We start from the raw sequence: 13,913 nt of genomic DNA, 5'->3' as shown, positions 1-13,913 counted from the left end.
GCGAGTCCCGACCGCACGCCCCGACCCCGATTCCGAATGCGGCTCCGATCCGGACGGTCCGGGTCCCCCCCGAAGCGAGGCACGTCATGGCGACTCGATCGACCCGACCGGGGATGGGCGCGATCCCCTACCCCGGCGGGGTCACCTTCCGGGTCTGGGCCCCCTTCGCCGGCTCGGTGTCGGCGGCGGGCGCGTTCAACGGCGGGAGCCCGACGGCCAGCCCGCTCGCCCCCGAGGGGGATGGGCACTGGTCGGCCGACGTCCCCGGCGCGGCCGTCGGCCACGACTACCGGTTCGTGATCGACGGCGGCCGATGGCGGATCGACCCGAGGGCCCGGCAGGTGACGCATTCGAGCGGCGTCGGGATCGTCGCCGACCCCGAGTTCGACTGGCGGTCGAACGACTTCGCCATGCCGCCCTGGGACGAGCTGGTGATCTACCAGATGCACCCGGGCACCTTCCCCGACCGGCCGGTCGGGCCCGATCAGGAGTTCGACGCGATCATCGGGGATCTGGACTACCTGGTCGAGCTGGGCGTCAACGCGATCCAGTTGCTGCCCACCGGGGAGTTCTTCGGCGACCTCTCCTGGGGGTACAACCCGGCGAACATCTTCGCCGTCGAGAGCTCCTACGGCGGCCCGAAGGGGCTCAAGCGGCTGGTCGACGCGGCCCACGGCAAGGGGCTGGCGGTCTTCCTGGACCTGGTCTACAACCACCTCGGGCCCCAGGACCTGGGGGCGTCGGTCTGGCAGTTCGACGGCTGGTTCCGGACACATGACGGCGACGAGATGGGGGGCATCTACTTCTACAACGACTGGAGGGCCCGGACCCCCTGGGGCCACAAGAACCGGCCCGACTACGGCCGGCCCGAGGTCCGCTCCTTCCTCCGGGACAACGCCCTGATGTGGCTGGAGGAGTACCGGGTCGACGGCCTCCGGTTCGACATGTCCTGCTACATCCGCAACGTCGACGCCCGGGACGACGTCCCCCCCGACGACCCGACCAACCTGGACGGCTGGGGCTGGAACCTCCTGCGCTGGATCAGCGACGAGATCGACGCCCATGAGCCCTGGAAGATCACCCTGGCCGAGGACATGAGGCGCAACCACGCCGTCACCCGGCCCACCTCCGAGGGGGGCGCCGGGATCGACTCCCAGTGGGATGACCTGTTCGTCCACACTGTCCGGGCCGCCCTGGCCACGCCCCGGGACGAGGACCGGGACCTCGGGGCCGTGCAAGGTGCCGTCGAGCATCGGTACGGCGGGGACCCCTTCCGGAGGGTCGTCTACACCGAGTCCCACGACGAGGTGGCGACGAAGAACGGCAAGCGACGGCTGACCGAAGACATCCACCCCGGCCAGGCCGACAGTTGGTACGCCAAGAAGCGTTCGACCCTCGGCGCGGCGCTCGTGATGACCAGCCCCGGGATCCCGATGATCTTCCAGGGGCAGGAGATTCTCGAATGGCTCCCGTTCGATGACGACCATTACATGGACTGGGACAAGTACGACGAGGGTCGATTCCGGGGGATCTACCACCTCTACCGGGACCTGATCCGTCTGCGGAGGAACTGGTCCGACCGGACCCGGGGGCTCCGGGGTCGGCACGTGAACGTCTTCCACCGCAATGATCGGGACAAGGTGCTCGCCTTCCACCGCTGGCAGGACGGCGGCCCCGGGGATGACGTGGTGGTCGTCGCCAACTTCGGGGACCGGGGCTACCAGGGCTATACCATCGGCCTGCCCCGGCCGGGCCCCTGGCACGTCCGGTTCAACAGCGACTGGCAGGGGTACGACGGCGCATTCGGGGATTTCCCGAGCGATGGGACCACGGCCGAGCCGGGGGGGAGGGACGGCCTGCCCTGCCGGGCGGACGTCGGCGTCGGCCCCTACTCGGCGATCATCCTCTCGCAATGAACGTCGGTCGCCGGTCCCGGGGGGGCCCGGTCACAACTCCGATTCCTCGGAGCGGGCCGGGTCCGGCTCGTTCTTGGCGAGCGAGGCGGCGGCGACGACGGTGGAGGTGATCGGCCGCCGGACCGGCGCCCCCGGGGCCAGGGTCAGGGGCTCCAGTTCGTGCTCGACGGTCAGGGGGTCGCCCTCGATGAGCCGGTAGGTGGCGGTGTCGGGGAGCAGGTCGACCTCGAGGACGCTGCCCCGGATGGTCAGGCGGAAGGAGAGGCGGTCCCAGCCGTCGGGGAGCCGGGGTCGGAACCGGAACCGGCCGCCGTGGTCCCGGAACCCGGCGATGCCGAAGACGATGGACATCCAGGTGCCGCCGGCCGAGGCGACGTGGATGCCGTCCCGGACGTTGCCCCCCACGTCGGCCAGGTCCATCAGGGTGGCGGCCCTCATGTACTTCAACGCCGAGTGGTCGTCCCCCACCTCGTAGGCGATGATCGCCTGGATGCAGGCCGAGAGGGAGGAGTCGCCGGTGGTCAGCTTCTCGTAGTAGTCGAAGTTGCGCTTCTTCTGCTCGGCGGTGAAGTCGTCCCCCAGGAGGAACATCGCCAGGACCACGTCGGCCTGCTTGATCACCTGGTGGCGATAGAGGACCAGCGGGTGGTAGGAGAGCATCAGCGGGAAGTGGGACCGGGGCGTGTTCGGCAGGTCCCAGACCTTCTTGCGGAGGAAGTCGCCGTCCTGGGGGTGGATGCCGAGCCGCTCGTCATAGGGGACGTACATGGCCTCGGCGGCGTCCCGCCACCGCTCGACCTCCTCGGGCTCGAGGCCGAGCCGGGCCGCCAGCCGCTCGAAGTGCACGGGGCGTTCGAGCCGGATGGTCGAGAAGACCTCGGCGGCGTACCGGAGGTTCTCCCGGGCCATGAGGTTCGTGTAGAGGTTGTCGTTGACGACGGCGGTGTACTCGTCGGGGCCGGTGACGCCGTGGATGTGGAAGCGGCCGTCCCCCCGGTCCTGGTAGAAGCCCAGGTCGAGCCAGAGCCGGGCGGTCTCGGCCAGGATCTCGGCGCCGTGGTCGTGGAGGAACCGGGTGTCGCCGGTGGCCTGGACGTAGCGGCGGAGGGCGTAGGCGATGTCGGCGTTGATGTGGTACTGGGCGGTCCCGGCGGCGTAGTAGGCGGAGGCCTCCTCGCCGTTGATCGTCCGCCAGGGGTAGAGGGCACCCCGCTGGTTCACCTCCCGGGCGCGATCCCGGGCCTTGTCGAGCATCCGGTGGCGGTTCTCCAGCTGTCGGCGGGCGATCCGGGGGGCGGTGTAGGTGAGGAAGGGTTGGATGTAGATCTCGCCGTCCCAGAAGTAGTGGCCCTCGTAGGCCTGGCCGGTGAGGCCCTTGGCGGGGATGCCGTGCTGGTCGGCCCGGCCGGACGCCTGGAGCAGGTGGAAGAGGTTGAAGCGGACGCACTGCTGGGCCCGGGGGTGGTTGCCCTGCACCCGGATGTCGCTCCGCCTCCAGAAGTCGTCCATGCACTCGACCTGGTCGCGGAGCAGTCCCTCGAAGCCCTGCTCCAGCCCCCGGTCGAGCGACCAGTGGACCCGGGTCATCAGCTCGCGGTCGTCGGCCCCCTCGCCGGTGTGGTAGGAGAGCAGCTTGACGACCCGGATCGTCTGCCCGGCCCGGGCCTCGCCCCGGAAGTCGAACCGCCCGGCCGTCTCCTCGGCCCGGATCGACTCCCGGAGCGGCCCCCCCAGGACGATCGACTCGTGGACCGGCCCGTCGACCTCGACGAGGTGGTCGATGCCGCAGGCCAGGCCGAGCCCGCTGCGGCGGGTCCGGTAGGCCAGGGCGACCCGACGCCCCCGGGCCTCGTGGAGCCGGGGCTCGAGCACCTGTCCCTGGAACTTCTTGGCCTTGCGCGGGTCGTCCTCGCCGGAGCCCTCGCCGGCCACGCCCCCCAGCTCGGTGAAGATCTCCGAGGAGACGACCACGGGGGCCGAGTCGTCGAGCAGGGTGATCCGGCAGTCGATCGCCGCGAGGTGCCGGTGCCGGAACGAGACGAGGCGGCGGGACTCGACCCGGACCCGCTTGCCCGAGGCGGTCTCCCAGACCACCTCGCGGTCGAGGGTGCCGTCCTTCATGTTCAGGGCGCGGCGGAAGGAGCGCAGCTCGACCTGGCCGAGGACGAACGGCTCGTCGTCGACGTAGATCTTGATGATCTTGGCGTTGGAGACGTTGACGATCGTCTGGCCGGTCTTGGCGAAGCCGTAGGCCGTCTCGCCGTAGACGATCGGCCAGGTCTCGTAGAAGCCGTTGACGAAGGTCTCGTCGTGCTCGACCGGGCGGCCCTCCTCGAAGCTGCCCCGGAGGCCGAGATAGCCGTTGGCGACGGTGAAGATCGACTCCTCCTGGGCGATGTAGTGCTCCTCGAAGCCGAGCTGCTCGATCTTCCAGGGGTCGACCGGGAAGATGTCCTCCGGGGGCAGTTCGGGGATGTGGCGGAGCATGGTCGCGTCACCTGGGGGGGGCGGAGGGGTCGGGCATCAGCAGGCTGAGGTCGCCGGAGACGACGTCGGCGCCGGAAGATCGGAGCGCCTCGGGGTGGCGGCCGCCGACCCGGTCGACGCCCACGACCAGCCCGAACCCGCCGGCCCGGCCGGCGGCGACGCCGGCCGTGGCGTCCTCGAAGACGATCGCCCTGGAGGGGGGGACGCCCAGCAGCTCGGCCCCCTTGAGGAAGGTGTCGGGGGCCGGCTTGCCGGGGAGACCGTACCGCGCCGCCACCTCGCCGTCGACCCGCTCCCGGAACAGGTCGGCGATGCCGGCGGCCCGGAGCACGGGCTCGCAGTTGCGGCTGGAGGTGACGACGGCCGCCTTCAGCCCGGCGGCGAGGAGCCGTCGGACGAGGGTGACGGCGTCGTCGAAGACCCGGACGTGGCCCGCCCGGATCTCGGCCTGCACGAGCTCGTTCTTGCGGTTGCCGAGCCCGGCGACCGTCTCGGCGTCCGGGGGGTCGCCCGGATCCCCCTCGGGCAGGGTGATCCCCCGGGAGGCGAGGAAGTCCCGGACGCCGTCGGGCCGGGGCTTGCCGTCGACGAAGGGCCGGTAGTCCCCCTCGACGGTGAACTCCCGGAACGGCCCCCCCAGGCGGTCGGCCCGCGCGCGGAGGTAGGCGTCGAACATCGTCTTCCAGCATCGGGCGTGGATCTCGGCGGTCGCCGTCAGGACGCCGTCGAGGTCGAACAGCCCGGCGTCGAACTTCTCGGCCGTGATCGTCTCCATGGCCTTGATCCTCCTCCTGCTCGGGTCGGCGCCGATGCCGGTCCTGCCGGGAAAGCCCGGTCGGCCCCGGATCGGCCGGTTGCATGTCCGGATCTCCCGGGTCATCGTATGAGGACGCCCCCCCCGAGGGCGAGGGCCCTCCCGGCGACTTCCCGGGGAGGGGGGGCGGGATCCGGCCCGTACCAGGAGACTCGGGGCCGATCGCGAATTAGGATAGGATCGGCGAGGGCCGCCCCGGGCGGCGCGGACCGAGGCCCCCCGGGACGAGGGGCCTCCGGCGTCGAACCAGCAACGATCGAGCCCGTCGGGAGCGCCAAGGCATGAATCCGACCGTGTTCGCGATGCGGAGGCCGATCACGACCCTGATGTTGGTCGTGGCGCTGATCAGCGGCGGCTCCCTCGCGTACAGCCGGATGCGGGTGGACATCTTCCCGTCGCTGAACACGCCCAAGATCTACGTCTACCTCGACTTCGTCGGCATGAGCCCCGCCCAGATCGAGGGGTTCATCGTCAACCAGCTGGAGCTGTACTTCCAGTACGTCGACGGGATCGAGGACATCGACACGAAGAACATCCAGCAGGTCTCCCTCTGCGAGCTGTCCTTCTTCCCCGGCACCGACATGGGCCAGGCGATGGCCCAGGTGGTGGCGATGTCCGACCGGGCCATGTCGTGGATGCCCGAGGGGACGTTGCCGCCGATGATCATGCGGATGGACGCCGGGAGCGTCCCGGTCGGGTATCTCGTGCTGGAGAGCACCGAGACGACGATCGGCCGCATGGGGGACCTGGCGCAGAACATCATCCGGCCGCTGGTCCAGAAGAACGTGCCCGGCACCGTGGCCATCTCGCCGTTCGGCCCGAACATGAGGTCGATCGTCGTCAACGTCGACCCGGAGAAGCTGCTCGCCTACGAGCTGACCCCCGAGCACGTCATCGACGCCCTGGCCCGGGGCAACCGGGTGGTCCCCTCGGGCAACGTCTACATCAAGGACTCGATGCCGATCGTGGCCAACAACGCCACGGTCGACGACATCCAGCGGCTGGGGACCATCCCCCTGAAGCTGGAGGACTACGTCTTCCTCCGGGACGTGGCCACCTTCGAGGACGACACCGACATCACCTACGGCTACGCCCTGGTCAACGGCAAGAAGTCGGTCTACCTGCCGATCATCAAGAAGGACACCGCCTCGACGCTCAACGTCGTGGCCGACATCCACAAATCGATGCACCTGTTCCAGGACGTCGTCCCGGAGGACGTGAAGGTCAGCTTCGAGTTCGACGAGTCCCCCACCGTGCTCGCCGCGGTCGAGAGCGTGGCGACCGAGGGGCTCATCGGCGCGACCCTGACCGGCCTGATGATCCTCATCTTCCTCGGGGACCCGAGGAGCGTGATCGTCGTCGTCTCGAACATCCCGCTGGCGTTGCTCGGGTCGCTCCTGGGCCTCTGGATGACCGGGAACACGATCAACATCATGTCGCTGGGCGGCATGGCGCTGGCCATCGGCATCCTCGTCGACGAGGCGACGGTGACGATCGAGAACGTCCACGTGCAGATGAAGCACACCTCGAACATCGCCACGGCCGTCCTGAGGGCCAGCAACGCGACGGCCGTGCCGCGGCTGCTGGCGTTGCTCTGCATCCTCTCGGTCTTCATCCCCGCCTTCATCATGGGGGACCCGCTGCGCTCGCTGTTCGTGCCGCTGACGCTGGGCGTCGGGTTCGCGATGATCTCCTCGTACCTGCTCTCCAGCATGTTCGTGCCGATCATGAGCGTGCACCTGTTGAAGGCCCACCGCCATCACGCCGGCCAGGAGGAGAAGAAGGGCCTCTTCGACCGGATCGTCTCCGGCTACTCGAAGGGAGTGGGGGGGCTGGTCGCCGCCCGTTGGGTCGTGGTCCCGGCGTACCTGATCGCCTGCGTCCTGGTACTGGCCGGGCTGGGCCTCCAGGTCGGCACCGAGCTGTTCCCGCAGATCGACTCCGGGGAGTTCGTCCTCCGGTTCCGGCCGCCCCCGGGGTCGGACTACGAGCTGACCCGGGAGATGGCGGTCAAGTGCCTGGAGGAGATCGAGGCGGAGGCGAAGGTCGAGAACCTGGCGATCACGATGGGGTTCGTCGGCCAGGTGGCGCCGAACTTCGGCATCGACAACATGCTGCTGTTCATGAGGGGGCCCGACGACGGCCAGCTCCGCGTGGCCTTTACCGATGGGAGCGGCATCACGCTCGACGCGTTCCGGGAGCGGATGCGCAAGGTCCTGCCCGAGAAGGTGATCCCCTGGATGGCCGACCGGCTGGAGCGGGGGGGGCTGCCCGCCGAGGAGGCGAAGCGGCAGGCCGGGCTCTGCACCTTCGGCTTCGAGCCGGGGGACATCGTCACCCAGGTGATGAGCTTCGGCTCCTCGACGCCGATCGCCGTCCGGGTCATCGGCACCGACCTGAAGCTGATCCGAGGGCACGCCGAGAAGATCGCCGACGCGATGCGGCAGATCCCCTTCCTCCGGGACGTCCAGTTCGAGCAGACGCTCGACTACCCGACCGTCGAGGTGGAGATCGACCGGGAGAAGGCGGGCCTCAGCGGGGTGAGGGTCGAGGACGTCGGCCGGGCCCTGAACATGGCGACCGTCTCGACCCGGTTCAGCTCGCCGAACTACTGGATCGACAAGGCGACCGGCTTCGACTACCTCGTCCAGGTCCAGGTCCCCCCCCGGCGGATGGTCTCCCCCGACGACATCGGCCGATTGCCGGTGGAGTCGGTCAACCCGCTGGTGAACCTGATGGTCCGGGACGTGGCGACCGTGAGCACCGGGCAGCGGCCCGGCCAGTACGACCGGTCGATGTCGCAGCGCTACCTGACCCTGACGGCGAACGTGGAGGGGGAGGACATGGGCCGGGCCTCCCGGCAGGTGGCCTCGGCGATCGCCGCCGCGGGGGACCCCCCCCGGGGCGTCCGGGTGATCCCCCTGGGCCAGCTCCCGCCGATGGAGGAGATGTTCCAGGCGCTCGGGGTCGGCCTCTCGGTGGCGGTCTTCGTGATCCTGGTCCTGCTGACGGCCTACTTCCAGTCCCCGAGGCTGGCGGTCGTGTCCATCTCGGCCGTGCCGGGGGTCCTGGCGGGGATCGCGACGATGCTCTACTTCACGAATACGTCGCTGAACATCGAGTCGTTCATGGGCTCGATCATGTGCCTGGGCGTCTCGGTGTCGAACTCGGTGATGCTCGTCACGTTCATGGACGAGCACTGGAAGGCGGGGATGCCGTCGAGGGAGGCGGCGGTGGTCGGGGCCGGGGAGCGGCTCCGGCCGATCCTAATGACCGCCTGCGCCATGACCGTGGGCATGGTGCCGATGGCCCTGGCCCTGGAGAAGGGGAGCCAGATGCAGGCCCCGCTGGGCCGGGCGGTCATCGGCGGCCTGGTCATGTCGACCTTCGCCACGCTGCTGGTCGTCCCCTCGGTCTTCACCCTGCTGATCGGCAAGCGGTCGCCCCGCTCCCCGTCGATCGACCCCGGCGACCCCGAGAGCTCCCACTACGACCACGAGGCCAACCCTCCCGTCGAGGAAGGGGAGGGCGAGGGGGCCGGCGACGGCGTCTTCCGGCCCGATCCGGCCGGCAACGGGGCCGACGGGGCCGACCACCCTCCCGGCCCGGGAGGCCCGGGGGCCGAGGAGGCCCCGGCCCACGCCCGGGCCGTCCCCGACGGCCCGACCCCGCCGGACGACCCCGCCCAGGGGGGCCACCGATGATCCCCTCGACCCGGAGAACCGCGATGCGACGCACGCCCCGGCCCCCGGCGACCGGCCGCCCCCCCGGCCTCGCCCGGCCGGCGTCCTGCCTGCTGGCGGCGATCGCCCTCGCCGTCGGCTGCGACAGCACGCCGGAGCCCTCCTACACGAGCGTCTCGAAGCCGCCGACGGTTCGGGTCGTCCGGCCCGAGGCCCGGGACATCACCCGGGTCGTCGGCCAGCCGAGCTTCATCGAGGCGTATGAGCGGACGTCGATCTACCCGAAGATGACCGCGTACATCGAGGAATGGATCGTCGACATCGGCGACCGGGTGAAGAAGGGGGACGTGCTGGCCACGCTCTTCGTCCCCGAGATCGTCGAGGAGCTGAACTCGAAGAAAGCGACCGTCGCGCTGGACCGGGAGCGGATCGAGCTGGCCGGGAAGATGGTCGACGTGGCCGAGGCCGACGTGAAGGCCGCCCAGGCCCACCTCGACGAGACCAAGGCGATCCTGGCGAAGTACCAGGCCGAGGTCGACCGCTGGGCCTCGGAGGTCGACCGCCTCCAGAAGGAGACGGACCGGGGCGTCGTCGCCCCCCAGATCCTCCTGGAGTCGACGAATCAGCTCAAGTCGAGCACCGCCGCCCGGGATGCCGCCCAGGCCTCCATCCAGAACGCCGACGCGGAGTTGCTCTCCGAGCAGGCCGAACTCGCCAAGGCGAAGGTGGACGTGAAGGTGGCCGAGGCCGCCTTGGCCGTGGCCCAGAGCGAGGAGAAGAAGTGGGAGGCCTGGGTCGGCTACCTCACGCTCGCCGCCCCCTTCGACGGCGTCATCGTCGCCCGCAACGCGAACACCTTCGACTTCGTCCTCCCCTCCACCGGCGACCCCACGGCCGACAAGAACGCCCCCAAGCTCTCCCCCAGCGGGGCCGCCGCGCCGATCTACGTGGTCGACCGCACCGACGTGGTCCGGATCTTCGTCGACATCCCCGAGAGCGACGCCATCTTCGTCAAGGACGGGGCGAAGGCGTCGATCCTCGTCCGGGCCTTCCGGGACGAGCCGCTGGAGGGCTCGGTCACCCGGACCTCCTGGGCGCTGAACGTCACCAGCCGGACGCTCCGGGCCGAGATCGACCTGCCCAACACCGACGGCCAGCTCCTGCCCGGCATGTATGCCTATGCCGAGGTCAAGATCGACCGCCCCGGCGTCCGGGCGCTCCCGACCGACGCCCTCGTCCGGGAGGGGGCCCAGTCCTACTGCTGGATCCTCCAGGACGGCCGGGCGACCCGGGCCGAGGTCCGCACCGGGATCTCCGACGGGGCCTGGGTCGAGGTCACCAACCGTCGTCACGCCCCCGGGCCCGACGGGGACGGCGACTGGACGCCGATCGACGGCTCGGAGCAGGTCATCCTGGGCGACCTCTCGGTCCTCTCCGACGGCCAGGACGTCGAGGTCGCGCCGCAGTCGAAGCCGAGCACCGTCGCCCAGGCACCCCCCCCGGGCCCGACCGAGGACGGGACCGGGTCCGGGGCCTCCTCCCTCGATCCCGACGCCTGATCGGTCACCGGGTCGCCGGGGGGGGCCCGATGCCGACGGGTGGCAGGTAGTCGGGTCGGGAGGTGTCGACCGGGATCAGGTCGCCCGGCGGGGCCAGCTCGGCCAGCTCCCGGGCCGGGTAGCCCAGGGCGTGGAAGAGCTCGAACTGGGCCCGGTTGTACTCGGCCACCGTGCCGTAGTAATTCTCGAACGCCGCATAGAGCTCTTCCAGCGCGAAGACCGCCTCCTGGGGCCGGTTGACCAGCTCCAGGACGTCGCCGAACCGGGAGGTCTGGCCGAGGCCCTCCAGGGTCCCGTCGAAGGTGATCAGGGCGGCCCGGAGCGATCGGTCGGCCTGGGTGACCCGGGCGGCGGCCGACTGCAACCGGGCCCGGGCCCGGGTCACCTCGGCCGAGACGAGGTCCTGCGCCCGGAAGAAGTCGGCGATGGCGTCCGACTGCTCCCCCCGTTGACGCTTGACCCGGGCCAGGTTCCCCAGGCCCATCCCCTCGAGCTGCCAGAGGAGCTGGATGCTGCCGTCGAACCGGCCGCTCCACTGATCGAGGCTGCTGTTGGGCCCCATGCCGAAGATGCCCGCCTGGATGAGCATGCCCGCGCTCTGGAAGCCGTTGAGCATGACGACCGGCAGCATCGGCCGGGCCTTCTCCCGGCGGATCCGCTCCTCCGCCGCCCGGATCATCGCCCGGTGCGAGGCCAGCTCGGGGCGATTGGTCAGGGCCACCGGCATCAGGTCGTCCAGCGGTTTGCCCGGGTCGATGAGGGTGACCTGGAGGTGGTCCGGTTCGAGGGGCTCGACGACGGCCCTCGGGTCGAGCCGGAGCACCTGGGTCAGGTCGGCGCTGCTCACCCGCCAGTCTTCCCGGTCGGAGGTGGCCCGCTGCTGCAGGTCGGCCAGCATGTTTCGGGCCCGCTGGGCCTCGACCGGGGCCACCAGGTCGGCGCCGAGGCGGTCGACCCGGTCGACGAGCTGTCGGCCCCGATCGATGCAGTACAACGCCCCGGCGTAAGAGCCCCGGGCCCGGTGGACGGCGAAGTAGGCGTCGGCGACCCTCAAGAGGGAGTCGTTCTTGGCCGCCTGCACGTCCCAGTGCCGGGCGTCCAGCTCCCGGCGGGCGACCAGGGGCTCGAAGTAGGCGTCGGTCAGGTTGACGACCTGGATGAAGCTGCCGCCGGCGTAGAAGAAGTTGACGCTGGGTGCGGTGAGGATGCCCTTGTTGAAGTCCGGCCCGCCGCCGTCGTGCCGGATGTAGTCGAAGCCGACCATCGCGGTCGGCAGCCAGAGGGCCTTGGCCCGGGCGAGCTTCGCCTCGGCGACCCAGGTGCCGGCCTGTGCGGCGGCGACGACCAGGGGCCGGGCGTCGGCCAGCCGCAGCGCCGTGGCCAGGTTGATCGGGAACCGGACGTCCGTGGGGGCGGTCGGCGCCGGGGCCAATTGCACCGGGTCCCGTACGAGCGGCGGGGCCAGGGCTTGGGACTCCCCGACGCCCCCACCGGGGAGGATCGGCGGGGGCACGTCCGTCCCGGCCCCGGGGTCGGGTGCCGATGCCGGTGGGCGCGTCGATTGCCCGGGGGCGGGCGCGCCCCCGACGACCAGGGCCGCCAGGATGAGGATCGATGCCGGGCCGATTCCCCTCATCAGGTCCCCCTACCCTCGAACGGTCCTGGAGCCGCTTCGCCCTCGGGCGGCGAGCCGGGAACGAACGGCCCGACCACGACTTCGCTTGTATCGGCCGATCCCGGCCGGGAGGATCATCGGGATGGGGGCGATTCGCCGGGATGGGTCGATCCTCGGAACCCGGCCCGGTGGGCCCGGCCCCTGAACCCCCATCAGAGCGGGATGACGTTCAGGTTCGAGGGGATGATCTCCCAGAGCGACGTGTCGGGGAGCCCCAGATGCCGGCCCTTCGAGCCGGGCCCGCCGACGACGACGGCGTCGAGCACCCGAGGGAAGGTCTCGGGGTCGTAGAGGATCCGCTGGAAGAATCCGGAGGGGCCCGGGATCGCCACCACCCTCGGGTTCACGAAGTTGAACTCGAAGCCCGCCGACTGGACCGGCTCCAGCGGGTAGTACTCCTTGGTCAGGAAGTAGAAGACGAACACCTCCCGGGGGTCCCAGGTGTCGGCCCCCGACAGGATCGGGTAGGAGTGTCCCGGCCCCTGGCCGGTGACCTGGACGGCCAGGCCATCCCTCGCGTCGAAGGTCCTCCCGGTGCTGTTCCTCACCGTGACGAAGACGACGTTGTAGCTCTGTCCCGGGATCGGCTCCCGGTCCTGGACCCGGACCTGCGAGAGCGGGGGGACGATCCGGGTGTTGATCGGCGTCGGATTGGTGATCCGTTCCATGGTGACCCCGGACACCGGGGACGCCGAGGGCGGGGGCGAGGCCGGGTCGGCCGGGGGCCCGGGGCGGCCCCCTCCCCGGATCGCCGACAGTCGGGCCTGGCGGAGCTGCGCGATCCGCTCCCGGAGGGGCTGCGAATGGGGCGAGTCGAGCATGAGGCCCCTCGCCCGTTCCCGATCCTGGCGGAGCAGGTCGAGGGGCCGGACGACGGCGCCGAGCCCGGGCGCCCCCCCGACGACCATCGGCCCGGCGCTCATCAAGGACCTCCGCTCGATCGGCTCGGCCGAGGGTCGCAGCTTCAAGGCCGGTCGTCGTCGGGGCATGGCACGGGTCCTTCGGTCCGGCCCCGGCGGATTCCGGGGCCCTGGGGGCGATCACCTCGAATCGGGCAGCCCGAGATCCCTGCGGAACTCGTCGTCGCCGATCCCGAGGGGGGGCATCGCCCCCGGTCGCGGCCCTTCGAGGTCGAGGCCGGGGGGGGAGAAGGGGCCGGGGTCGATCGGGGCCGGGGGAGGTACCTCCGGGACGGCTCGGGGGGCGGCCTCCGACGCCGAGTCGGTCGGGGTCGAGGCGAAGGGGGAGAAGGCGGCCTCCGGATAGGGCAATGCCCCGGTGAACCGGCCGAAGTCCCCGGAGGGCCCTCCCCCGGCCTGCTGGGTCACCACGTCCCGATTCCGGGAGAGCGGGCCGACCGCCCGGAAGGCCGAGGGCATCCCCTCGCCCCCCCGGTACCGGAACGGGAGGAACCGGCCGAGGCGCCGGAGCGGGGGAGCGTGGTGGGGATAGCCCGGCCCTCCGTAGTCCGGATACCCCCCCAGGGCACCGACCCCCAGGGCGTCCTTTCCGCCGTAGCCGTGGCCCTTGTGGAACTTCAGGCCGAAGCCCTGGTACCCCGGCCGGGGCCCGGGAGGCCCGTAGCCGAGGGTGCCCACGCCCATGTTCGGCCCGTGGTGTGCCGGGGGGCCGTCGGTGCCGAACCCGGACGCCGGGCCCGGGGCCGAGATCATCAACCCCAGGGCGAGCGCCCCGACGCCCCCCCGGGCCCGTCCGCTGGCGATCGGTTTCATCGTCGAAGTCCCCGAGTTCGAGTCGAATCGCTGCCCTGCCCGACCG

Annotated in this window: 8 protein-coding genes; 3 read left to right on the top strand and 5 right to left on the bottom strand. The window is 70.9% G+C overall.

Annotation, left to right across the window (positions count from 1 at the left end; translation table 11 throughout):
* Nucleotides 1-86 precede the first annotated feature (86 nt).
* Complete coding sequence (locus tag ElP_RS12760) at nt 87-1,916, top strand: alpha-amylase family glycosyl hydrolase (RefSeq protein WP_145269799.1); 1,830 nt, start codon at nt 87-89, stop codon at nt 1,914-1,916.
* A gap of 30 nt (nt 1,917-1,946) precedes the next feature.
* On the opposite strand, the gene ElP_RS12755 is transcribed toward ElP_RS12760, so the two are convergent.
* Together ElP_RS12755 and ElP_RS12750 are read right to left on the bottom strand one after the other, a co-directional pair.
* Nucleotides 1,947-4,403 (bottom strand): glycoside hydrolase family 65 protein, encoded by a 2,457-nt coding sequence (locus ElP_RS12755; RefSeq protein ID WP_145269797.1) that lies wholly within the window; start codon nt 4,401-4,403, stop codon nt 1,947-1,949.
* Between the two features lie 7 nt (nt 4,404-4,410).
* On the bottom strand, nt 4,411-5,178 hold the full coding sequence (locus ElP_RS12750) for a beta-phosphoglucomutase family hydrolase (protein WP_145269795.1): 768 nt from the start codon (nt 5,176-5,178) through the stop codon (nt 4,411-4,413).
* Between the two features lie 320 nt (nt 5,179-5,498).
* On the opposite strand from ElP_RS12750, the gene ElP_RS12745 reads away from it, so the two are divergent.
* Together ElP_RS12745 and ElP_RS12740 are read left to right on the top strand one after the other, a co-directional pair.
* Complete coding sequence (locus ElP_RS12745) at nt 5,499-8,921, top strand: efflux RND transporter permease subunit (protein WP_145269793.1); 3,423 nt, start codon at nt 5,499-5,501, stop codon at nt 8,919-8,921.
* A 23-nt stretch (nt 8,922-8,944) separates the two neighbouring features.
* Entirely contained in the window at nt 8,945-10,459 is a 1,515-nt protein-coding gene (locus ElP_RS12740) for an efflux RND transporter periplasmic adaptor subunit (RefSeq protein ID WP_145269791.1), read from the top strand.
* A 4-nt stretch (nt 10,460-10,463) separates the two neighbouring features.
* On the opposite strand, the gene ElP_RS12735 is transcribed toward ElP_RS12740, so the two are convergent.
* The 3 genes from ElP_RS12735 to ElP_RS12725 form a co-directional block, all read right to left on the bottom strand.
* Nucleotides 10,464-11,891, bottom strand: a complete 1,428-nt coding sequence (locus ElP_RS12735) for a TolC family protein (protein ID WP_197446937.1) — start codon at nt 11,889-11,891, stop codon at nt 10,464-10,466.
* A 395-nt stretch (nt 11,892-12,286) separates the two neighbouring features.
* A complete protein-coding gene (locus tag ElP_RS12730) occupies nt 12,287-13,123 on the bottom strand; it encodes a hypothetical protein (protein ID WP_145269786.1) in 837 nt (278 codons plus the stop codon).
* Nucleotides 13,124-13,174: 51 nt separating this feature from the next.
* Nucleotides 13,175-13,867, bottom strand: coding sequence for a hypothetical protein (locus tag ElP_RS12725; RefSeq protein ID WP_145269784.1), 693 nt, complete (start codon nt 13,865-13,867; stop codon nt 13,175-13,177).
* Nucleotides 13,868-13,913: the final 46 nt, after the last annotated feature.

The organism is Tautonia plasticadhaerens, from assembly GCF_007752535.1.
Taxonomy (GTDB): Bacteria; Planctomycetota; Planctomycetia; order Isosphaerales; family Isosphaeraceae; genus Tautonia; species Tautonia plasticadhaerens.
This window is presented reverse-complemented; position numbering and strand designations above follow the sequence as displayed.

What these genes read in the sequence shown, in the direction of transcription:
- ElP_RS12760 (WP_145269799.1), top strand. Translation starts at nt 87, where the DNA reads ATGGCGACTCGATCGACCCGACCGGGGATGGGCGCGATCCCCTACCCC.
- ElP_RS12755 (WP_145269797.1), bottom strand. Translation starts at nt 4,403, where the DNA reads ATGCTCCGCCACATCCCCGAACTGCCCCCGGAGGACATCTTCCCGGTC.
- ElP_RS12750 (WP_145269795.1), bottom strand. Translation starts at nt 5,178, where the DNA reads ATGGAGACGATCACGGCCGAGAAGTTCGACGCCGGGCTGTTCGACCTC.
- ElP_RS12745 (WP_145269793.1), top strand. Translation starts at nt 5,499, where the DNA reads ATGAATCCGACCGTGTTCGCGATGCGGAGGCCGATCACGACCCTGATG.
- ElP_RS12740 (WP_145269791.1), top strand. Translation starts at nt 8,945, where the DNA reads ATGCGACGCACGCCCCGGCCCCCGGCGACCGGCCGCCCCCCCGGCCTC.
- ElP_RS12730 (WP_145269786.1), bottom strand. Translation starts at nt 13,123, where the DNA reads ATGCCCCGACGACGACCGGCCTTGAAGCTGCGACCCTCGGCCGAGCCG.
- ElP_RS12725 (WP_145269784.1), bottom strand. Translation starts at nt 13,867, where the DNA reads ATGAAACCGATCGCCAGCGGACGGGCCCGGGGGGGCGTCGGGGCGCTC.